At 65.4% G+C, this 20,004-nt stretch carries 13 protein-coding genes; 4 read left to right on the top strand and 9 right to left on the bottom strand.

Going from position 1 to position 20,004, the window contains the following annotated elements; genetic code table 11:
- Positions 1 to 7: 7 nt before the first annotated feature.
- The 3 genes from ACZ3HL_RS27890 to ACZ3HL_RS27900 all read right to left on the bottom strand — a co-directional run bounded on the left by ACZ3HL_RS27890 (position 8) and on the right by ACZ3HL_RS27900 (position 10,751).
- On the bottom strand, positions 8 to 529 hold the full coding sequence (locus ACZ3HL_RS27890; protein WP_465534633.1) for an SMI1/KNR4 family protein: 522 nt from the start codon (positions 527 to 529) through the stop codon (positions 8 to 10).
- Entirely contained in the window at positions 522 to 7,979 is a 7,458-nt protein-coding gene (locus ACZ3HL_RS27895; RefSeq protein WP_465534634.1) for a DNA/RNA non-specific endonuclease, read from the bottom strand. The genes ACZ3HL_RS27890 and ACZ3HL_RS27895 overlap by 8 nt, the downstream gene beginning before the upstream one ends.
- Before the next feature lie 1,530 nt (positions 7,980 to 9,509).
- Positions 9,510 to 10,751, bottom strand: a complete 1,242-nt coding sequence (locus ACZ3HL_RS27900) for a polysaccharide pyruvyl transferase family protein (protein WP_465534635.1) — start codon at positions 10,749 to 10,751, stop codon at positions 9,510 to 9,512.
- Positions 10,752 to 10,856: 105 nt separating this feature from the next.
- Here ACZ3HL_RS27900 and wzm point away from each other — a divergent pair, with 105 nt between their 5' ends.
- From wzm to glfT1, 3 genes are read left to right on the top strand one after another with little or no spacing between them, the layout of a single operon-like run.
- On the top strand, positions 10,857 to 11,810 hold the full coding sequence (gene wzm, locus ACZ3HL_RS27905; protein WP_465534636.1) for a galactan export ABC transporter permease subunit Wzm/RfbD: 954 nt from the start codon (positions 10,857 to 10,859) through the stop codon (positions 11,808 to 11,810).
- A 3-nt stretch (positions 11,811 to 11,813) separates the two neighbouring features.
- A complete protein-coding gene (gene wzt, locus ACZ3HL_RS27910; RefSeq protein WP_465414748.1) occupies positions 11,814 to 12,638 on the top strand; it encodes a galactan export ABC transporter ATP-binding subunit Wzt/RfbE in 825 nt (274 codons plus the stop codon).
- A complete protein-coding gene (glfT1, locus tag ACZ3HL_RS27915; RefSeq protein WP_465534637.1) occupies positions 12,635 to 13,543 on the top strand; it encodes a galactofuranosyltransferase GlfT1 in 909 nt (302 codons plus the stop codon). The genes wzt and glfT1 overlap by 4 nt, the downstream gene beginning before the upstream one ends.
- Here the strand turns inward: glfT1 and ACZ3HL_RS27920 are convergent.
- The 5 genes from ACZ3HL_RS27920 to ACZ3HL_RS27940 form a co-directional block, all read right to left on the bottom strand.
- Positions 13,497 to 14,705 (bottom strand): hypothetical protein, encoded by a 1,209-nt coding sequence (locus ACZ3HL_RS27920; RefSeq protein ID WP_465534638.1) that lies wholly within the window; start codon positions 14,703 to 14,705, stop codon positions 13,497 to 13,499. The genes glfT1 and ACZ3HL_RS27920 overlap by 47 nt on opposite strands.
- A gap of 234 nt (positions 14,706 to 14,939) precedes the next feature.
- Complete coding sequence (locus ACZ3HL_RS27925; RefSeq protein ID WP_465534639.1) at positions 14,940 to 16,406, bottom strand: hypothetical protein; 1,467 nt, start codon at positions 16,404 to 16,406, stop codon at positions 14,940 to 14,942.
- A gap of 12 nt (positions 16,407 to 16,418) precedes the next feature.
- Positions 16,419 to 16,967 (bottom strand): DUF3558 family protein, encoded by a 549-nt coding sequence (locus ACZ3HL_RS27930; protein WP_465534640.1) that lies wholly within the window; start codon positions 16,965 to 16,967, stop codon positions 16,419 to 16,421.
- A 6-nt stretch (positions 16,968 to 16,973) separates the two neighbouring features.
- Positions 16,974 to 17,450, bottom strand: coding sequence for a hypothetical protein (locus ACZ3HL_RS27935; protein WP_465414738.1), 477 nt, complete (start codon positions 17,448 to 17,450; stop codon positions 16,974 to 16,976).
- Between the two features lie 145 nt (positions 17,451 to 17,595).
- Positions 17,596 to 18,360: an ESX secretion-associated protein EspG gene (locus ACZ3HL_RS27940; RefSeq protein ID WP_465414736.1), complete on the bottom strand. Its 765-nt coding sequence runs from the start codon at positions 18,358 to 18,360 to the stop codon at positions 17,596 to 17,598.
- Positions 18,361 to 18,474: 114 nt separating this feature from the next.
- Here ACZ3HL_RS27940 and ACZ3HL_RS27945 point away from each other — a divergent pair, with 114 nt between their 5' ends.
- Positions 18,475 to 18,717, top strand: a complete 243-nt coding sequence (locus tag ACZ3HL_RS27945) for a hypothetical protein (protein WP_126732425.1) — start codon at positions 18,475 to 18,477, stop codon at positions 18,715 to 18,717.
- A gap of 57 nt (positions 18,718 to 18,774) precedes the next feature.
- Here the strand turns inward: ACZ3HL_RS27945 and ACZ3HL_RS27950 are convergent, their stop codons facing one another.
- A complete protein-coding gene (locus tag ACZ3HL_RS27950) occupies positions 18,775 to 19,797 on the bottom strand; it encodes an acyl-CoA dehydrogenase family protein (RefSeq protein ID WP_465534641.1) in 1,023 nt (340 codons plus the stop codon).
- Positions 19,798 to 20,004: the final 207 nt, after the last annotated feature.

The following is a 20,004-nucleotide window of genomic DNA, read 5'->3' on the forward strand; positions in this document are numbered from 1 at the left end:
CGATTATCTAAGGCAGGTCATCGACTACTTCAACCGAGTAATCCTTGGACGGGAATTCATCTGGAAGAACAATGGGGGATATTTTTCCCATAACGAGGGCAGACCAAAAATCATAGAAGCCACCGGAGTGCTCCCACCACTGAAAGCTCTCGAATATGACGACAGTCCACTCCTCCGGCGCACCTTTCGTTCGCCAGAAGTACTGCCCATTGTTATCATCGCAACCCCAAGGCAACAATCCACCAGAAGAAGGGAAGAATGGATAAGGTAGCTCAACCACCTTCATTTTCTCGACATGCTGCCATTCTCCCAAGATTCCAGCCCCCTTCTGCAGTATATTGCCATGCAGACTGCTCGCCCCGGGATGCATGATCGTCACGTGAGAGTCGAAATAGAGCGCTGGAAACTCCTCGCAAAACTCTTTGTAGTCAAGAGGTAGCGGTGTAGCCAGCCGACGTTCCACGTCCACCCAACGGATACGCTGTGGACGCTCGACAGAATCACCGAAGATTTCCTTGTAGCTATGCACAACGGGCTCCTGGCAGCTGGTCCGAGAACTTCGCATTTCTAATTGTCACATCGATGCAGAGTCCCTTGTTTCCGATAGCGTACATATTAATCGCGCTTGGCACAAGCGAAGATCCGTCATATAAGGGGACAACTCGATAGTAGACCTCTTCATTCCGACTCAATGCTCCGGAAATCTGCATCTCATAAGTCAGCATTCCAGCCCAGCTGTTGCCGTGGTAATGATTGAAGGAAACGATATTCTCGGGAACACTCTCGCCACCAAACTGACGTCCAATCAGGTGCGTGCGGGCGTTACCATCACCCTTTACCCAACCAGGTGGATCCTTTGGCTTATCTCTAGGCGGATGAAGGTCTCCAGGACAAAGATAGGCTGTTCCGCCAGTGGGCCTGCCGAGGCTATCAAGATCATCGTAACCGATTGTCGTCTTACATCTTTCTTCACGCTTGGCGAGATCTCCCGCTGTTTCAATAAGAGCTTCCGCATTAACAAACCTGACCAAACCGGCCCAAAAATTTTCGGCAACCTCCTGGGTCACCTTCAGACTTTTCTCGAAGTACTCAATCCCGTGATCAACAGTTCTTGTTGCTGTTGTCACTGCCGAAACCGACTCGGCAACAGCGGCAACCGTCGCACCTGCTGCCAGGTCGGCCGCTCTAGTCAGAGCCTTGACGATCCACGGAGGCGGAGGGGGCGGCGCGGGCTTGACCGGCTTCGACTTCGGCTTCACCCCCGGCTTGAAGCCGGGCTTGCCCGGCTTCACGGTATAAGTGGAAGGCTTCGGACAGCCGCCTACTCGCCACTTACAATGGCCGACCGGAACGGGTTCTTCATTACCGCCTTCCCATTCGTACCCCTGAGCATAGGAATGGAACCATTGTGGACAAAGTTGTCCATTGACGCGAATTTGATCCCCGCAGCCGCCTACCGTTTGACCGCCCATATTGCAGTAGAAGAAGGTGGCAACGTCGCGGAATATGTTACCGCCAGATGGCTTACCTCTCGATGGTGTAGAAGTGCCGGTTCCCGTGGCACCGTCACACCAGTTGACCCAAGGCCCGTGACCGCTCGGGTCAGAGATCCCTACCGGGTCTCCGTTTCCATAGGTGTAGCGGTTCGTCGCCGTCGAAGGATCGGGGGCAAGTTCCCAGTCGTCCCGCGAAAGGAACCCGCCGCGCTCCGGCGAGTACCACCGCGCCGTCATGTTGACGTCACCGGAATCCGGGCTGGTCCAGTCTCCCTGGTAGCCCAGGTTCGAGGTGTCGCCCGACGAAGCCGTCACCACACCGAACGGATCGAACGTCCGCTGGCCGTCCACCACCGCACCGAGGTAGCGCCCGACGACGTCGCCGTGCCTGTCGGCATAGAGCAGCTTCCCACCGGCACCGGCCTTGTCGCCCAGCGCGGTTCCATCGGGAAGCCGGGACACGGTGCGCATGCCGTCGGTGACGGTCTCGTTCGACATACCGTCGTAGGTGAGCGCGACATTGTTGCGAGTGTGGACGCGATCCTTGCTGTCGTACTTGTAGTTCGTCGCACCTTGGGTGACCAGACGATCGAAGGCATCAAACCCGCTCGTCGTCGTGGTACTCCCACGGGTCACCGCGGAAACAGTGCCGCGCTTCGTGTAGGTGTACGCGGCACCACCGCCGGACAGAAGCTGGTTTCGCTCGTTGTACGTGTAACTGACGCCGTTGACCGACGATCGGTTACCCGCGTCGTCCCAGCCATAGGTCGTCTGCTGGGTTCCGGCCGTCCATGAAGTCAGGCGGCCGACACCGTCGTACCCGTAGGCGTTCGTGGCGGCTGCACCAGGACGTGTCGAGGCCTTCGAGGTGACCTTGTCGTCCTTGTCATACCCATAGGTGTCGCCGAACAAGACTCGCGTGCTGGTGTCGGTCAACTGCGTCAGGTTGTCGGACGCGAGCCTGCCGAGCTTGTCGTAGCCGATGTTGCGAGTGACCCGCCCGGACAGGGACCGGTCCTTGGTCAGCGACAACCTGCCCGCGTTGTCGTACCGGTAATCCACCGTCCGGCCGGTGATCGGGTCCGCGGCCGAGTAGAGCCGACCCGCTGCGTCGTAGGTGAACGTCGTGGTTCCGGCCGCGTCCGCGCGCGTCGCGATGGTGCCGTCACCGTTGTAGGTATAGGTGGCGGTTCCCATGGGGCCTTGCGAATTCCGCAGGTTGCCACGGTCGTCGTAACCATAGTGAGTGTCACCACCGGGGCTGCCGACCTTCGTGACGCGACCCGCCGGGTCGTAGCCGAACGTGCGATCCGTCGTCGCCTGTTCCGCTCCGGCGCCGCGTTCGGTGGTCAACCTGTCCTGGTCGTCGTACTCCCGGGTGCGGGTGACACCGCCTGGAGCCACCAGCTTCGTCGCACGACCGACGGCGTCGTAAGTAGTGGTCCAGGAACGATCACCTGGCTCCGTCGCGCCCGCGACAGCGGGTTCGATCACCGATTCGGGCAGCCCCCAGGGGTTGTACGTGTACTCCGTCGCGTTGCCCTTGCCGTCGACGAAGTGGCTGCGGCTCCCCAGCCGGTCGTAGCCGGTCCAGGTCGTGATGGACTTCGTGGCGTCGACCTTCTCGACCTGCTTGACGAGCCGGTTGAGGAAGTCGTAGCCGTAGTCGACCGTTCTGCCTTCCGGAGAGACGGATCGCAGCACGTTCCCGTTGCCGTCGTGGCTGGAAGACGACGACCGCTGCTGCTGCCCCTCGACGGTCTGCACGGTTCCGGTCATCCGGCCCGCCAGATCGTAAGTCCTCTTGGTGACCAAACCGGTCGGGTCGGTGACACTGTCCTGCCGACCTGAGTTGTCGTAGCCGTACGTCACCGTGCGGTTGGTCTCGTCGGTTTCGCTGATCAGGTCGTTCGCACCGTTGTAAGCCTTCGTGCTGACGAAGCCTTGTGGAGTGGTCTGCGAGATGACGTTCCCGGCGTCGTCGTAGCCGGTTCGAGCCGTGTAGAAGACGGTTTGACCACCGTAGCGTTCGACTTGAGTCGCCGAGATCCGACGGCCGAACTCGTCATACGTGAACTCCTCGCGAGCACCGGTCGCATCGGTGCTGCTCAGAAGTTCACCGTTCCCGTTGTAGGACGACTTCAGAACCGAGGGTGTATCACCGACCTGCGGCAACGTCGATGTGAGCAGATGACCGTAGGGGTCATAGGTGTTCGTGGTGGTGCGGTTCAAATGGTCGGTGACCGTGAGCGCGTTGCCTCCGCGGTCGTAGGCCGTACGTGTCACCGGGGTGATCGGTTGGCCGCCTGGCGGCGTGTAGGTCGGAAGAATCCCCGCGGTAGCCCTGCCCATGTTGTCGCGCTCGGTCGTGGTGACGTTCCCAGCGCTGTCCTTGGACTGCGTGACCTCGCCGAACGTGTTGTGGCCCAAAGACTCGGTCAGTTCCACGTTCGCGGTCTTCTGGCCGTTGACCCACACGTCCACGGCTGGCTTGATCGTCGAGACAGGCTGGCCGGTCGCATCGTAGGTATAGCGCGTCTGGACCTGCCGTCGATCGGTGCTCGCCACCGCCAGCCCGCGTTCGTCGTAGGTCGTGGTGGACGAAAGCACCAGCCCGGTCGACGCTGTCGTGTCCTGCCTGAGGACACTGCCATTGGGCGCGTAGCCGAAGTCGGTCGTCTCGATACGCGACGGGTCGGCCCCACCTGTCGAGGAGGCACGCGTGGGATTGCCCGCGCCGTCTCTGACGAATGTGATCTTCCGCTTCACCCCGTCCGGATCCACTGTGGACTCGGCAGGAAACCCAGCGGCGTCGTACGTCGTCATCGTCTTGCGGTTCCCCGCGGTGACCTGTTGGGTCAGGTTGCCGGCCGGATCGTAGACGCGCTGCTCCAGCACGACGTCCCGAGCCGGTCCGGACGGCGGCTGGTACCCCTCCAGAGTCGTCGTGGCGAGCAAGCCGTCGCCGTAGTAGCCGTACCGGGTAGCACGGTTCATCGCGTCCTGAACGCGTTCGAGTCGCCCGGCAGCGTCGTAGCTCCTGTTCTCCACCCGCAGGCTGCCCATGCCCGAGGTGGCAGGATCGGCTCCGATGCCACTGGCCACTCGTGACAGCAGACGACGCTCGTCGTCGAACTGATCGGTCCATTTCGTGCCGAGGACATCGGTGGTGACGACCTTGAGCAGATCGGACGAGCGCTCGTACTGGACCACCCCTCCATCCGGGTAGGTGACGCTGACCCGCTGATCGAAGGCGTTGTAGCCGAAGGTGGTCTTCCGAGCGAGGTCTCCGCCCGTCGCGTCGGAGACCGTTGTCTCGAGCAGGTTCCCGTTCCCGTCGTAAACGTTGCTGGTGACAGGAGTGTGCGTTACTCCGGTGATCGTGTTGGTCACCGCGGGACCCGTGATCTTCGCGATCTCGGATTTCGGTGTGTACTCGAAGGCCCGGATCCCGAACACACCACCGGCGGCGTTGCCCTCCTGCTGTGACAGCCGCCTGCCTATGCCGTCGTACGTGAACGACGTGACCAGTCCCATCACGTCCTTGGTGAACGCCAAGTCCCCGTTCGCCCGGAACGCGTTGCTCGCGGCCTGGTTTCGCCGGTCGGTGACCTGGATCAGCACTCCGGCGGGCACCTTGCCCCCACCTTCGGCGGTTTCGGCACCGCTGGCGTACGTCCTCACCTCGGTCGGCGCGGCGATCTGACCTGCCGGGATCGGGAACGTGGTCGTGGTGAGCCGCCCGGCCGTGTCATAGGCATACGACGTCTGGTACCGGGTGTCGGTGGCGCTCGACGAGCGAGCATCGGAGCTGGTGGCGAGTTTGTCACGCCTCGGGTCCAGAGGATCCGATGAGGTGACATATGTGAAGTACGAGGTGTTGCACGAGCCCGCCGCGCGGCAAGTCTTGCGGCTCAGTACGTTGCCGCGGTCGTCCGTGGTCTGCTCGGCCCGGTTGTCGAGCTCGTCGACAGTCGCCTTCAGGAAGCCTTTTTCGTTGTACTCCCAGTGTTTGTCGAATCCCTTGTGGATGATCGAGGTTAGGCGGCCGCCCTGGTCCGCATCGAACTTGTACGTCCAATCCGGATATGGTCCGCGGAGAGTCACAGTGCGCTCCGCATTGTTTCGCGTCGGCAGATCGAGCGTCCACTTGCGACCATCGTGATCGGTGAGCGACTTGGCACGGTCAGCTCGGTCGTCGTAACCGATCTCGGCGAAGACGCGACCGTCCTGAGGCAGGGTGATCTTCGTCAGCTGGTCGATCGTCCTTGCGGCACCGAAGTGCTGCGCAACGGCGAACGGGCTCAAGGTGTGCTGATAGAGCGCGACTTCGTCGATCGAGCCGTTGAAATAGAAGTCGCCGCCGTTCGTCGATGGGAAGTTCTTACCGACCCCGCCGCCGACCACCAGCTTGCCCAGCGTCCCGTGATCGATCAGGCCGGTGATCGTCCCGATGGCCGCGCCATCGAGGTACAACGTCTGGCGATCGACCGCGGACGTCAGCACCGCATGGTGCCAGCCGTTGTCGTTGACCGGGTTCGTGCTGATCACCTGGCTCGGCCCAGTCACGTTGCGGGCGGACAGCCCGCCGTAGAGGTGGCCGTCGATCCCCACGTAGAGCAACGGCCGCCATTTGGCTGGAGAAGTGGCGGGGAACGCCTGGTCGGCATAGCTGAGCAAGGTCCCACTCGCTCCGGTCTTGAACCACAATTCGGCGGAGACCGACATGTTCTCTTTGAGCAGGTCGTCCGGCAACGTCAGGTAGCTGGCCATGCCGTCGAAGGCCGCGGCGGTGTCGGCCGTACCACCGAGTGCGCCCACCGCCCCGAAGCCGAGGCCGTTCTGCTTGCCCGCGTCCGCGCCGGGAGTACGAGCCGCGGCGTTCGCCGTCGTCGGCCCACTGTCCTCGCCGAGCCGCCAGTACCCGCGCGGCCCGTCGTCCATGACCGAACTGCGGTAGTGCGAACCGGCGAGACGCCCGTAACTCGTGCAGTTCGGTGCCGCACCAGGAGCGCAGACACCGGTCAACGTGTCGCCGTCGTAGGTATAGGTCCAGGTCAACGGCTCCTGCCCGGAAGCGGGCGGAGGCGTCTGCACCTTGGTGACGTGCGCTCCTGTCCAGGTGATCCCCAGCGACCGTCCGGATACGTCGTTCACCACCGCTGTCACGTGGCCAGAGGTGTCGTACTCGAGATGTTCGGTGAGCCCGGCCGGGTCGGTGATGCGGATCAGCTTGCCCGCGTTGTCGAACAGCCAGCGGCTACCGGTGACGTCCCTGAGGGTGTAGTAGCCGGTGCCGCTGTCGTAAACGAGGTCGACGTTCTGCCCCATCGGCGGAGCGAAGGAGCCATCCGGGTTTCGGCCGAACCGTGCCTGCCTTCCGTTCGGATAGGTCAGCAGGACGTCGACGACGACGTTCTGCGCGGACCGGTTCGGTACGAGCCGGGTGTCCAGACGGGACGCCCAGCCGACGCCGAAGGCGGTGTCCCGACGGGGATCCAGGCTGTTGTACGTCCTCGTGATGGTGAGGTCCGGGCCGACGGTGGCGACGTTGGCGTCGGTGACGACGGTCGAGTAGTTCCCGATCTGCGGATCGAGACCAGGACCGTTCACGGTGTCCGGGCTGCCCGCGAGGTGCGAGGTGATCTCCGGCTGCGGGACACGCGTGGTCAGCGCCAACGGCCCGACCCAGTTCGGCGACGGACTCACGGTGTCATGGGTCTTGACACCCCAGTAGTAGGTCTTGCTCCAGCTCAGCTTGCCTGCCGGCGGTACCCAGCTTTCGGGGCCCCACGGGGAATCCGTGCAGTTCTGAGTCAGTGCGGCATCGCTGCAGACCCGGAACTGGAACGTGAACCCCTTGTTCGGCCAGTTGTCGTCATCGACGGCCCGCGCGAACAGGGTCGGTGTCAAGGATTCGACCGTCGCGCCGTTCCCGGGTTGCTGGTAGTTGGACCCGGGTGGCGTGTTCTGCACTTTCAGCGGAGCCGACCCATAGGGAACCTCGTAGACGACGTGGAAGTCCTCGTTCGCGGGATTCCACATGGTCAGGAGAAGCTCGTAGTCGCCCGGCGCCAATGCGGTCAGCGGTACCGTGATGGTCGCTTGGCCACCCGGTGGGACGTCAACACCTGGCGCGGCTCCGTGCGAGGTCTTGATCACCGCGCCGTTCTGCTTGACCAGGTAACCCAGCCGATATCCGCCACCGGCCGCCCAAGTGGAAGACCCCTGGTTGGTGACCTTCGCGGTGAACGTGCCCTCTCGCGTGTTGGTCGGCAGGAGAACGTCGGTGAGCTCGTAAGCGGCGCCTTCCGGCGCGTAGCGAACATCGAGGTACGGCTTGTTCGGAGTATTGGCGGAGGCGAAGCGTTTGAAGGCCGCGCTGTCGCCTTCGTTGGCGGCACGGATGGTGAAACCGTTGCCCAGAGCCGCTCCGTGTGACCATTGGATGGCGATGTCCTGAGGCAGGACGAACTGGGTCAAGTGCTGTCCGGCGCATCCTCCGCCCAACGCCGGGACGTCCACAGTGGCGAGCGCACGGCCCGCCGCCGCTCCCGGCCATACGGCGTTGTTGCCCCAGCCCTGGGTGACCTCGAAAAGGGTGACCGGGCGGGTCTGGCACGAATGAACGGCCAGCACATCGAGAGTCGCCCCGATGATGTACTGGTTCCGGAGTGCGGCGGAGACCGACTCTAGCTTCAAATACGAACGAGAGATCGTCCTTCCGCCGTTCGGCGAACCGACCTCGAGTTCGATGTTCCCCGAGTGGTTCTGGGTCGTACCGGACTTGACGTAGGTGTCCTCGTTGACCCAGACCTTCCCGACGCTCGGGTCCACGACCACGGGAAAGACCCGGCTCGGATCCTTCAGCCAAGCCGAGTCCAAGTCGACTCGCAAGATCCAGGTCTGAGCACCGGACTGCGCGAGTGAGTACCGGACGCCCTCGCTGCGGACACCGATCCCGGTCGCCGGGTCGACCTTGCCGTCGATCATGAAGCCCGCGGGGATGACGCCTCGCACTACGCCCGCCTGGTCGACCAGCTTGATGTCGCCATCGACGATCTGCGGGCGAAGCGCGCCAGTGTGCAAAGTGAACGCGTAACTCGACCGTGCCTTCGAGGAGTGCAGTACGAGTTCCTCTTTGAGCCCACCGTTGGTGGCCGACAACCGCAGGTCGGCCTCCGGCAGGGCACCGGGATAGGTCACCGTGTCAGCGGTCGGCCGAGCCGACACGGGGGCAGCTCCCTGGAGTGCGTAGGCCAGCGTGTGCCCACCGTCCAGACCGACGGCGGCTACCTGCCCGGCGTTCGCATGCGGCGCAAAACTGACCGCGGTGGGAGCCTTTCGCGGGGACCACCGGCCGTCCGGGCCCGCTTGCAGGTTCAGATCGACCGGAGCCCAGCCACCGTCGGCCTCTCGAACGTTCGCCTGCCCCGTGTGCACCCGAAGAGTGCGGCTGCCATCCGGATTCTCGAACGTCTGGGTGTCCGCGGTGCGGTCCTGTGGCCGCTCGATGGCCTTGGGATCGATCGCGGGCAGCCCGCTTCGCTGTTCGACGGCAGGCCTGACGTGTTGTCGACCGTTGACCACGCCGTTGACCTGAGGCGGCGCGGCGGCCGAGTCGGCCACCGCGCCAGCAGGACGAGGCGTGTCACGGGGCTCCAGCCCCGGTCTTTCGTCTCTCCCTGAGCCAGGCCCGCTACCGAGCCTCTGCTCTGGTGAATCAAGCGAAGCCCCCAGGGGCAACGGTTCGGCAGGCTTGGCGTACTCGACGGCCGAACCGGCGACGGGAAGCAAGACAGCCAGAACGAGGCCTAGAACCAACCAGTTCCGCGCAGCATCGACTACACGTGAACGCGCCACAGGACGTACCCCCACGGACCGAACGGTCGTCCCCCGACGCCGTGCGGAACGTTAAGTGCGCGTAAAACGATCAGTCAATGGAGCAGGTCATGAACTACTCGAATGCCGTAACAGAACGGAACATCCCATGTACTCCAAGTGGCCGAGTCGTCAACTACGGATGAGCCGCGCCCACCGCCTCCGCAGCGGGGTGACCGGAGCTTCCGCGGGGGCCTCCGGCTCCGGTTCGGGCCGAACCACGGGCGCGTAGATGGTCTTCGCCAGGTCGCGCTTCGCCTTCTTGAAGCCGGCCAAGGTCTCGGGTGTGTATCCACCCGCCTCCGGCCGATCCGGAACCTCGCTCAAGTCCTCCAGCACGGTCCAGTTCGAACCGAGCGCCGCCAAGGAGCGATGCTTCGTCGCGTAATAGTCGGGGTGGATCGACACCGCGACCCCCGAAGCGCCTCCCGCCGCCGCCAGCATGTGCAGGTGGAACCTGGTGGAGATCCAGGTCTGCCGGGGCGAGACCTGGAGTCCGTGCGTCCAGATGTGCGAAAACGGGTAGAACCGGGCTCCGGGCAGTTCGCGCTCGAGCAGCGCGAACACCTCCCTGTCGACGCGCGGAACGCCTTCGACGACGCCGATTTTTTCGGGCGGGATCTTCCAGGACCGCAGCATCGACAGCACCGCACCCGCCAGCTTTCCGACCCCGACCTCCACCAGGTCGGACTGGAGGCAGAGCATGACCTCGGGAAGATCCTCGGTCTCCTCGTAGAGATGCGGGCCGATGCCGATGAACGCGTCGTCGAGCCCCACCGGCACGTCGAGCAACTCGGCCGAAGCCTCGTCGCGGACTTCCACGATCTCGAACCGGTCGGCCAGCGCGCGCAACAACGGCGCGACGCCGTCACAAGCGGGCACCAGCCCCTGCCCCGTCATGGCCGCCCGGCCACCCGAGCGCTCGGCGGCGGCGGCCGCGCCGGCCAGGAGGCCGATCTGCTTCGGCCACAGCTTGTTGATGTAGCCGCCACCGACGACGTGGATCACGTCGGCCGTCGCGAGCAGTTCGATCCCGTGGTGCAGCCTGGGCATCATCCCGGGGTTGTGGATGGCTTCCCGGACCCATGCCGCGGCCTGCCACGGGTCCTCGGACGATGCCTCCCAGCAGAGGCGCCACAAGGTGTCCGTGAACTTCGCTCGCGGGTGCAGATCATCGAGAAGTACGGCGGCGGGACCGGGCGAATGGGTGTCCACCCACACATCCGCGTCAGGTGCCACTTCGGCCAGATGCCGGAGCCAACTCGCGGCAATGAGTTCGTCACCATAGTTGGGGTGACCGACCGGCGCGACCAGGTAATACAGGGCGCGCCGGGCAGGCTTCGGTTCCGAAGCCGTACTGTCGGGGACCGGCATTCGTGCATCGTAACGCCGCACACACCGTTACCGGACCGGGAGCGCGAAACCTGCTCGGGACGGGGCGGCCCAGGCATCATCGGCCCCATCGGTACCCTCGTTCCCGTGCATGCCACCAGCACGGTTCACGCCGCCGACGGTGCTGCGCCGACCTCGGTTCCGCCGATTTCGGACAGCAAGACCTTTTCGCGCGCGTTCGCCGACATCAAGACCGGTTTCGCCGCCAAAGAGCTGTGGGGACACCTCGGCTGGCAGGACATCAAGCAGCGCTATCGCCGCTCGGTGATCGGCCCGTTCTGGATCACCATCAGCCAGGGTGTCATCGCGCTCGGCCTCGGGCTCCTGTACTCACAGTTGTTCGGAATGCCGATCGAGACCTTCCTGCCCTACCTCAGCACGGGCTTCATCATCTGGGGCTTCATCAGCGGCTGCCTGTCCGAAGGCATGGAGACCTTCATCTCCAACGAGGGGCTGATCAAACAGCTCCCGGCGCCGCTCTCGGTCTACGTGCTGCGCACGGTCTGGCGCCAGACCCTGATGCTGATGCACAACCTGATCGTCTACGTGATCGTCATCGCGATCTTCTTCACCTCGCTCAACCACAAGTATTCGCTGAACGCCGGCAACTGCGATCCGGGTTTCTCCGGCATCTGCCACCCCGGCATCGGCTGGTACTCGCTCACCGCGATCCCCGGCTTCTTCATGCTCGCGTTGAACGCCGGCTGGGTCACCCTGCTGCTGGGCATCATCTCGACCCGCTACCGCGACATCCCGCAGGTGATCAACTCGCTCATCCAGCTGCTCTTCTACATGACGCCGATCGTGTGGCCGATCGACCAGCTGCTGGCAGGCGGCGCGCGGGCCTCGACCTCGTGGGCATTGCCGTTCGTTCACGGCAATCCGCTGTTCCATTTCATCCAGATCGTGCGCGCACCACTGATCGGGCAGCAAGTCAGCATCAACAGCTGGTACGTGGTGGCAGGCATCACCGTCGTCGGCTGGGTTCTCGCGCTGGTCGCGATGCGCAATTACCGTTCCCGCGTCTCTTATTGGGTGTGACAGATGGTCAGCATTGATGTGCACAACGCCTACGTCGACTTCCCCATTTTCGACGCGAAGACCCGCTCCATGAAGAAGAAGGTGCTGGGCAAGGTCGGCGGCAAGATCGGCACCGAGACCAAGGTGCCGATCATCGAGGCCCTCCACGACGTGAGCCTCCAGCTCCGCGAGGGCGACCGTGTCGGCCTCGTCGGCCACAACGGCGCCGGGAAGTCGACGCTGCTGCGGCTGCTTTCCGGCATCTACGAGCCCACCCGCGGTTCGGCGCGGATCACCGGCAAGATCGCGCCGGTCTTCGACCTCGGCATCGGTATGGACCCGGAGATCTCCGGCCTGGAGAACATCATCATCCGCGGCCTGTTCCTCGGGATGACCGCGAAGCAGATGGAAGCCCGCATCGACGACATCGCGGAGTTCACCGAGCTCGGCGACTACCTGCAGATGCCGTTGCGGACGTACTCGACCGGTATGCGGGTGCGCCTGGCGCTGGGCGTGGTCACCTCGATCGACCCGGAGATCCTGATCCTCGACGAGGGTATCGGCGCGGTCGACGCGGCGTTCCTCGACAAGGCCAAGGACCGCCTGAAGGCGCTGGTGAAACGGTCGGGCATCCTGGTGTTCGCCAGCCATTCGGACGAGTTCCTCTTCGAACTCTGCGACTCCGCCATCTGGATGGACGAGGGCCACGTCAAGCAGCGTGGTTCGCTGCGCGACGTGCTCACCGGCTACAAGGGGCGCGACCCGTTCGAGAACATGAGCAAGGAGACGCTGGAGCGGTTCGGTGTCGAGCCCGAGCCGGTGGCGACGACGAACGGCGGCCAAGGATGACCAGCGAGACCCGGCAGTTGCCCGAAGGCGCCGTCGTCGGCGTCGTCGTCACGCGCCATCGGCGGGAACTGCTCGCGGACTCGCTCAAGGTGATCGCCGCGCAGACGCGGCCGGTCGACCACCTCGTCGTGGTCGACAACGGGCCGGACAGGTCGGCGCGGGACATCGTCGAGAACTACCCGCTCCCGTTCACGTACCTGCCCTCGCACCGCAACCTCGGTGGCGCGGGCGGGTTCGCGCTCGGCATGCTGCACGCGCTCTCGCTGGGCGCGGACTGGGTCTGGCTGGCCGACGACGACGGCCGCCCGGCCGACGAGAACGTCCTCGCGATCCTGCTGGACGAGGCCGAGAGGCGGGATCTGGCCGAGATCTCCCCGGTGGTGTCCAACATCGAGGCGCCGGACAAACTCGCGTTCCCGTTGCGGCGCGGACTGACCTGGAAGCGTTCGTCGTCGGAGCTGGGCGTCGACTTCCTGCCGGGAATCGCCTCACTGATGAACGGCGCGTTGTTCCGCGCGTCCACTTTGGACGTCGTCGGCGTGCCGGACCTGCGGCTGTTCTTCCGCGGTGACGAGGTCGAACTGCACCGCCGCCTGGTGCGTTCCGGGCTGCCGTTCGGCACCTCGCTCAAGACCGCGTACCTGCACCCGGACGGCTCGGACGAGTTCAAGCCGATGCTGGGCGGCCGGTTCCACGCGCAGGACCCGGAGAACGAGGTCAAGCGCTACTACACCTACCGCAACCGCGGATACCTGCTGTCCCAGCCAGGTATGCGCAAGATCGGCGCGCTCGAAGTGGTGCGGTTCGGGCTCTACTTCATCGGCGTGAAGCGGGACCCGAAGGCCTTCCTGCAGTGGCTCAAGCTCGTGCGCCAGGGCCGCCGGGAAAAGTTCTACCGCTACTGACCGGGTAGTACATCAGCAGCACGAAGATCAAGGCGGCGACCGCGTCGACGAGGAAACTCGTCGGCGCGGGGACCCAGCCCAGGCTCAGCGCGATGTACAGGAACAGCAGGAACCCGACCCACAGCCGACGGCGTTCGCCGCGCTGGCCGTCCAGCACCACGGCGACGACGCCGAGGACCAGCGGCGCCATCATCACGAAGACCCGGCCGGTGTCGGTCGCGACGAGCCGGCCCGCCACACAGCAGCCGAAGAGCCAAATGCTCGCGACGAGCAGATCGCTGCGCAGGCCGTAGCGCCGGTACTGCTGGTAGAGGCCGTACGCGAAGACGAGCCACAGGAAGTGGAACGTCGTGAACAGCACCAGCTGGTCGGTGCCCTTGTTGGCGGACAAGGCGAACCCGATGTTGTCGAACAGGCTCTTGTTGCCCTGGCCGGCTCCGAAGCCGTATTCCCCGCCGATGAGGTTCTGCGCCCAGAGCCGGAACACGATGTAGAGACCGCCGGCGACCACGACGGCGAGCGCGCCGCCCAGCACGTCGCGGTCGCGGAACTTGCGCCCACGGGTCCAGGCCAGCAGTGGGTAGAGCGGCGCGAGCAACAGCGTGGTTTCCTTGTTGATCGCGCCCACCACGATCACGACGGTGAAGGCGATCAGCTTTCGTTCGAACGCGAGCCACAGCGCGACGACATAGAGCAGGTTGTTCAGCGGGTCGACCAGATACGGATTCGTGAACGCGTACGGCGCGTACCAGAAGGTGCACGCGAGGGCGACCGCGGTCAGGGCCGAGGTGAACAGCTGCAGCTTCAGATGCGAGCGGAGGAACTCGAAGAACACGATGGCCGCGGCCAGCACGGCCACGACGGTGAGTGCGAGCCACAACCGGTCGAGCGAGATCCCGGTCAGGAGATTGGCGCGATGCACGAGCCAGGGGCTCAGCATGCGCAGGGCGAACGGATTGTCCACCGCGGCGCCGGTCTGCTCCGACATCCGGAAGTAGTTGATCGCGTCGCCCCACGCCTTTTCGTGGGCGTTGGGCTGCAGGTTCGCGTGGGAGATCACGTTGAGCAACGTGACCATGGCCAGCGTGGCGTACACGCACAGCCGCTGGGTGAGTGCCGTACCACGGCCGCGAAAGATCAGCTCGGTTTGTTCGGAAGTCATGTCTCGATCCGTCGCGTAGGCAACCAGCGCGTTATCCCGGTGGTGGGGCACATCGGGCATCGTAGTGGGCGGCGAGCAGCAAGCTTTTGCCGGTCAAGCGGTACGAAGCCCGTGTGCGATCGCGCTCCGGCGACCATTCAGGCGATTCTTTACGAAACAAGACGGACACCGGTGTTTCCCCGAAACGCGAATGGCCTCCTCGCCCGTGGGCAAGGAGGCCATTCGCCGGAAAAGTTACTCGCCGATGACCGGCGGAGCGGTGCGCATGTCGGTCCCGAAGACCTCGTCGGGGTCGCCCTCGACGAGGTACGTCGGACGCTGGTGCTCGGTGTCCTCGTCTCCGTCCGCCTGCTGACCGCGGCCACCCATGCCGCCGCCCATACCCGGCCCGCCACGACCGGCGGCGCCACCGCCGAGACCGCCCATACCGCGGCCTGCCGCCGCTTCGGCGGCACCGATCCCACCGGGTCGGGCCGCGCCCGACGCGGAGCCCGAACCGGGCGTGGAACCCCCGGCTCCGCTGCCGGGACCGAACCCGCTTCCGCCGCCGCCACCACGGCCGCTGCGGCCGTTGTAGTCCGAGTCGCCCATGCCGCCGCCCATCATCGGCGGCGCCATCGGCATGGGGCTGATCGGCATCGAGGTGTTGTTGTTGGGGCCGGGCGTGGTGATCGGCGCCGGGCCGTTCTGGAAGCCGGACGGCGTCGTGCCCGACGGAAGGCTTCCGGAACCCGTGCTGCTGCCGGGGCCCGGAAGGTTGGGCGTGCCATAGCCGCCGCCACCGCCTCCACCACCGCCGTTACCCCCGCCTCGGCTGCCGGGCGGGATGTAGGTGTTGCCGGGGTTGTTGGAACCTGGCGTGTTCGAGCCGGGCGGCACCTGGTAGATGTCGGCCCGGTCGCCGGTCCCGCCGCCGCCACCCACACCGAACTTCGGCGGCTCGGCGAAGGCCGGCTGCTTGGACGCGGCTTCGTACAGCGCCTTGTCGTAGCTGTGCATGGCGGAGGCCGCCTCGGTGTGCGCCTCCTGGCTGTCCTTCTGCTTCTGGATGGACTTGTCGATGTTCTCGCCGAGATTGAACGGGTTCGACGTCATCCACCCCCCGACCTCGTCCTTCCAGCTGAAGGGGATCGGTTTGGGCATCGTGTTCTTCACGGTGGAAGCGGCGTTGCCCTGGTCGTAGATCGTCTCGGAAGCGAGCTTCGCGTTCTGGGAGTTCGTCTCGGACCATTTGCTGAGACTCTTGAAGTAGCCCTGCGCGTTACCCGCCGCGTCGCCTTCCCAGGTGCCCTGCGAAGAGGTGACGGCCTGGTCCATGGTCTTCGAGAAGGTGTCGAAGGCCTTGTGCAGGTCGTGGTACGCCGTGGAGACCTGCGTGACCTGCTCGACGTTCAGGTCCGTGTTGACGAACTGTTCGAGCCTCTCGTGGTCGTAGCCCTGGTAGTCCGCGTTCGACGGCTCCAGGCCCTCGACGTACTGGACGTCGCCGTTCTGGGTCAGCTTGTCGACGTTCTTGTCGCCGACCTCCTGCGACTGCTGGTGGGCCTTCCCGGAGGCGATGAACTGATTGACCGCGCCGAACAGCCAGCCGTCGCTGGGGTCGACGCCCTCCTGCGCCTTCTGCTGGAAGTACGCGTCGCGAGCCGCCGGCGAAAGGTCGGAGACCTGCTGCTCGGTCAGGTTCGGTGTCTTGGTGGTCATCCTGGTTCCCCCTTAGCCCTTCGGAAGCTTCGGTTCGACGATGTCGGCGACCTTCTCGGCGATCCCGCAGGCCTTCTGGGCGTCGTCGGCCGCGACGAGGAGATCGACCCGCGCGGACGGGCCGAGTTCGAGCGCCATCAGGCATCCACCCGGCGGCCTGGGCGCGAGGACCGCCTTGCGTCCGTTGACGTTGCCGGTGGTCTTGCCGTTGCCGGAATCGCTCACCGAGTCGAGGCCCTGTGCGTCACGGACGCCGACACCGATCGAGAGGGTCTCGGAGGCCGTCGCCGCTTCCTTGTTCAGCGTGCAGAGCCGGGCTCCGCCCGCGCTTTCGTTCGTCGGCGGCTTGAAAGTCCCGTAGGACGCCAAGTCCGTCGCGCTGACGAGCGAACACGGGTCGATCGACGCGGTGTCCCCGCCGGAAGTGGGCGCGGCGCTGGAAGCGCTCGACTGCGCCGGAGGAGCCGACGGCGCGGGACTGGCGCTGCCCGGCTTTTCGCTGGAGCACGCGGCCAGTACCAGAGCGGCCGCGGCGAGCGGCAGCACGCAGAGTTTCTTCATCGTCCCTCAGGCCTGAATCTTCTTGGTGGCGTCGATCGCGCGATCTTCGACGTCCTTGTACAGCCCGGCGGCCCTGGCCAGCGCCTCGTCGGCGTCCTTGACCACCTGCTCGAACTGCCCGATGATCGCGTTCGCGGAGTTGGCGGACTGTGCGGCGCCCTTGTGGTCGTGCGCGGCGACAGCCTTGCCGTACGGGTGGCCGCCCAGCTGCGGGGCTTCGTTCAGCGCCATGGTCTTGACCTTGAGCGCGCTGAGCTCTTCCGACATGTTCGCAAGCGCCTCACGCAGCGGCTTGACGCCCTCGGCGGTGATCTTGAAGCCGCCGCTCTTGGCGGCCGAGACCAGTTTCTGGGTCTCGGCGCTGACCTTGGCGATCGCGGCCTGGTTCAGGCCGCCCGCCTCCACGTACTTGGCCGCCGCCCCCATGGCGGAGCCGATCGAGAAGTCCGGTGCCGCCTGTCCGCCGTCCGCTTCGAAAGCCATCGCCCGCCCCACTGCATCGTCTGCTCGCCCGTGCGTTTCGCCCGGAAGTCTACTAGCCGGGCACTCAGCGCAACGGTGATTCCCCGATCACCGGAGATCTCGCCGGAACTGTGACGAAACGGGCGTCACGCCGGTTCCCGGAGGTTCAGAACTGGCCTTCGAGCTGGGCGTACAGCTGCTGCGCGATCCTCGCGTTGTCGGCGGGAGCGTAGGTCAGCCAGCTTTGCCCGTCGGACGCCTGGCGCGAAGTCATCATGAACCGGCCCGCCTCGGTGTCGAACCACGCCAGCGGCGGGAAGACCTGGCCGCCGCGGATGAACACACTGAACTGGCCCACGCGGGTCTTCGGTTTCTCGAAGATCCGCTCCACCTGCCGCTGCTGCGGGTTCGATCCGTGCGACCGGGGCCCGCTGACCTGGGCGAAGGGGTCGTACGCGTCGTCGTTCCGGGGGCGCTTCGGAGCGCTCATCGGTTTCGCGATGGTGACCGACTGGCCGGGGCCCGCCGGGGTGAGCGGCAGGAGGTCGACGATCGACGCGACGATCGCGGTCGGCCTGGTCTCCTCGAACACGAGCAGGTTCTCGTCCTGACGCGCGAGAACCGCGAACTGCCCGTTCGTCGCCGCCCGCGCGAACAGCTGCTTGTCCTTGTCCAGCTGCGCGACCGCCCAGACCGCGAGCTGCGGATTGGCGAACGTGGCGAGCGCCAGTTCGACGTCGGCGTCGAGCCTGCCGCCGCGCATCATGCCGCGGCCTTCGAGGTCGCGGAAGACGGCCTCGCGCACCATCGCGCGCTGATCGGTCGTCGTGCCGATGTGCGGGACCTCGAACGGGACCGGTGCCGGGCCGAACCGGCCGTGTTCGAGCAGGATGTCCACCGCCGCCAGCGACAGCGAGAACGAATGCGGCATCGCCATTTCCCCCCGCGGGTGTCTTGTTCGTCGGGATGAACGTAGTCCACACACCCGATACGCCCGCAGCGAACCCGCTTGCCCGGCCCTGATCAAGGCTGGTGCCATGGATTCATGGCAGACCAGAAACCCGCGCTCGTCCTCCATCTCGCCGCCGGCGGTGAGCCGCTGCTCTTCGCGCTCACGGCGGAGGAGACCGAACGGCTGACCAAGGATCTCTCGCATTTCGTCCGCACCGGCGCGGTGCAGACGGTCCGGACGCGGGACGACTCCGAGGTGGCGATCAACTTCTCCCACGTCGCCGCCGCCTACATCGACGACCTGAACCGAAAGACGAGGGTGTTCGGTCTTCACTAGGGCGTGTTTCACAAGCCTGTTCGATGGGCTTCGCGCCCTTGGCTTATGAAACGCGCCCTAGCCCCGGGAGAAGAGCTCCAGCAGTCCCGTCTTGATCTCCGGGCGGCTGGCGGCGACCAGCAGGAAGGTGGCTTCCCGGACGAGCCGCTGGGGGTGTCGTCCGACGAGTACCGACGTGCTGCCGTTGGCCGCGACCAGCGCGCCCGCGGCCCGGAACGCGAGCTCCGCGCCCGCCGCCCTGGCCGCGGGCAGCGACGGCGGATCGGCGAGCGCCGCGTCGAGCCTGCCGCGGACGGTGTCGATCTCGGCTCGGATCCCGGCGGCGACGTCGGCCTTCCCGAGGTCTTCGATGAGCCGCGCGGCGCGGGCGGCAAGGCCGAGGGGCGCGCAGCCGTTGAGGCGGGAGGCGAAGGTGTTGCCCGCGACGAAGTCCGCGTGCGGGGTCTTCCCGTAGACGCGGTCGTCGGCGAGGAAGTAGCGGGTGAAGCCGAGGTGCACGGTGGACGTGCCCTGTGCCGCGACGAGGTCGAGCGGCTGGACCTGCAGCTGCTCCCCGGCGACCGGATCGATGATCGCGCCGACGACGGTGTCGCCGTCGCGGGCGCTGAGCTGGAGCAGGTCGATGACGCCCCAACCGCTGACGAAGGGGGCTTCGCCGTCGAGGAGGTAGCCACCGCCGACGCGTTCCGCCCGCAGCCTCGGCGGGGTCGGGATCACCGCGGCGAACGCGGCGCCGGCCTTCAGCTCCCCGCTGATCAGCGATGGAAGGTAGCGATCGCGCAGGTCGGCGTTGTCGGCTGTGTCGGCAGCGGCCAGCGCCGCGACCAGGCCGTGGTGCTGGACCCAGGTGAACATCGTGCTGAGGCAGCCGCCCGCCAATGCCTCGAGGACCTCGACGGTCTCCGGGAGACCGGCGCCCGGACCGCCGACTTCTTTGGGCGCCGCGAGGCCGTAGAAGCCTTCGGCCGCGAGAGCGTCGAGGTGACTTGAAGGGACTTCGCCCTTGACGTCGACTTCGGTGGCTGCGGGGAAGAGGAGATCATCGGCGAGGGCGTGGGCTCGGGCCACCAGATCCGTCATGCAAGTAAGGCTACCCTTACTTGACCTGTTGTGGTTCTAGCGGCGCTAGGAAAACTAGCGGCACTAAAGGTCCCTTGCTCCCGTTACAGCGACCGGGGCAGGGCACAGGGCGAGGGGTTGCGAAAGCCACTTTCGCAACGTTGAAGGTTGCGAAAGTGGCTTTCGCAACGCGCCGGCAGCAGGTGACCAGGGTCGAGCGAAGCGAAA

Source organism: Amycolatopsis sp. NPDC000009 (genome assembly GCF_055563465.1).

Excerpts from the sequence above, each read along its gene's own strand:
- wzt (WP_465414748.1), top strand. The coding sequence starts at position 11,814 with ATGGTCAGCATTGATGTGCACAACGCCTACGTCGACTTCCCCATTTTC.
- ACZ3HL_RS27900 (WP_465534635.1), bottom strand. The coding sequence starts at position 10,751 with ATGCCGGTCCCCGACAGTACGGCTTCGGAACCGAAGCCTGCCCGGCGC.
- ACZ3HL_RS27950 (WP_465534641.1), bottom strand. The coding sequence starts at position 19,797 with ATGACGGATCTGGTGGCCCGAGCCCACGCCCTCGCCGATGATCTCCTC.
- ACZ3HL_RS27945 (WP_126732425.1), top strand. The coding sequence starts at position 18,475 with ATGGCAGACCAGAAACCCGCGCTCGTCCTCCATCTCGCCGCCGGCGGT.
- ACZ3HL_RS27920 (WP_465534638.1), bottom strand. The coding sequence starts at position 14,705 with ATGACTTCCGAACAAACCGAGCTGATCTTTCGCGGCCGTGGTACGGCA.
- ACZ3HL_RS27935 (WP_465414738.1), bottom strand. The coding sequence starts at position 17,450 with ATGGCTTTCGAAGCGGACGGCGGACAGGCGGCACCGGACTTCTCGATC.
- ACZ3HL_RS27925 (WP_465534639.1), bottom strand. The coding sequence starts at position 16,406 with ATGACCACCAAGACACCGAACCTGACCGAGCAGCAGGTCTCCGACCTT.
- glfT1 (WP_465534637.1), top strand. The coding sequence starts at position 12,635 with ATGACCAGCGAGACCCGGCAGTTGCCCGAAGGCGCCGTCGTCGGCGTC.
- ACZ3HL_RS27930 (WP_465534640.1), bottom strand. The coding sequence starts at position 16,967 with ATGAAGAAACTCTGCGTGCTGCCGCTCGCCGCGGCCGCTCTGGTACTG.
- ACZ3HL_RS27940 (WP_465414736.1), bottom strand. The coding sequence starts at position 18,360 with ATGCCGCATTCGTTCTCGCTGTCGCTGGCGGCGGTGGACATCCTGCTC.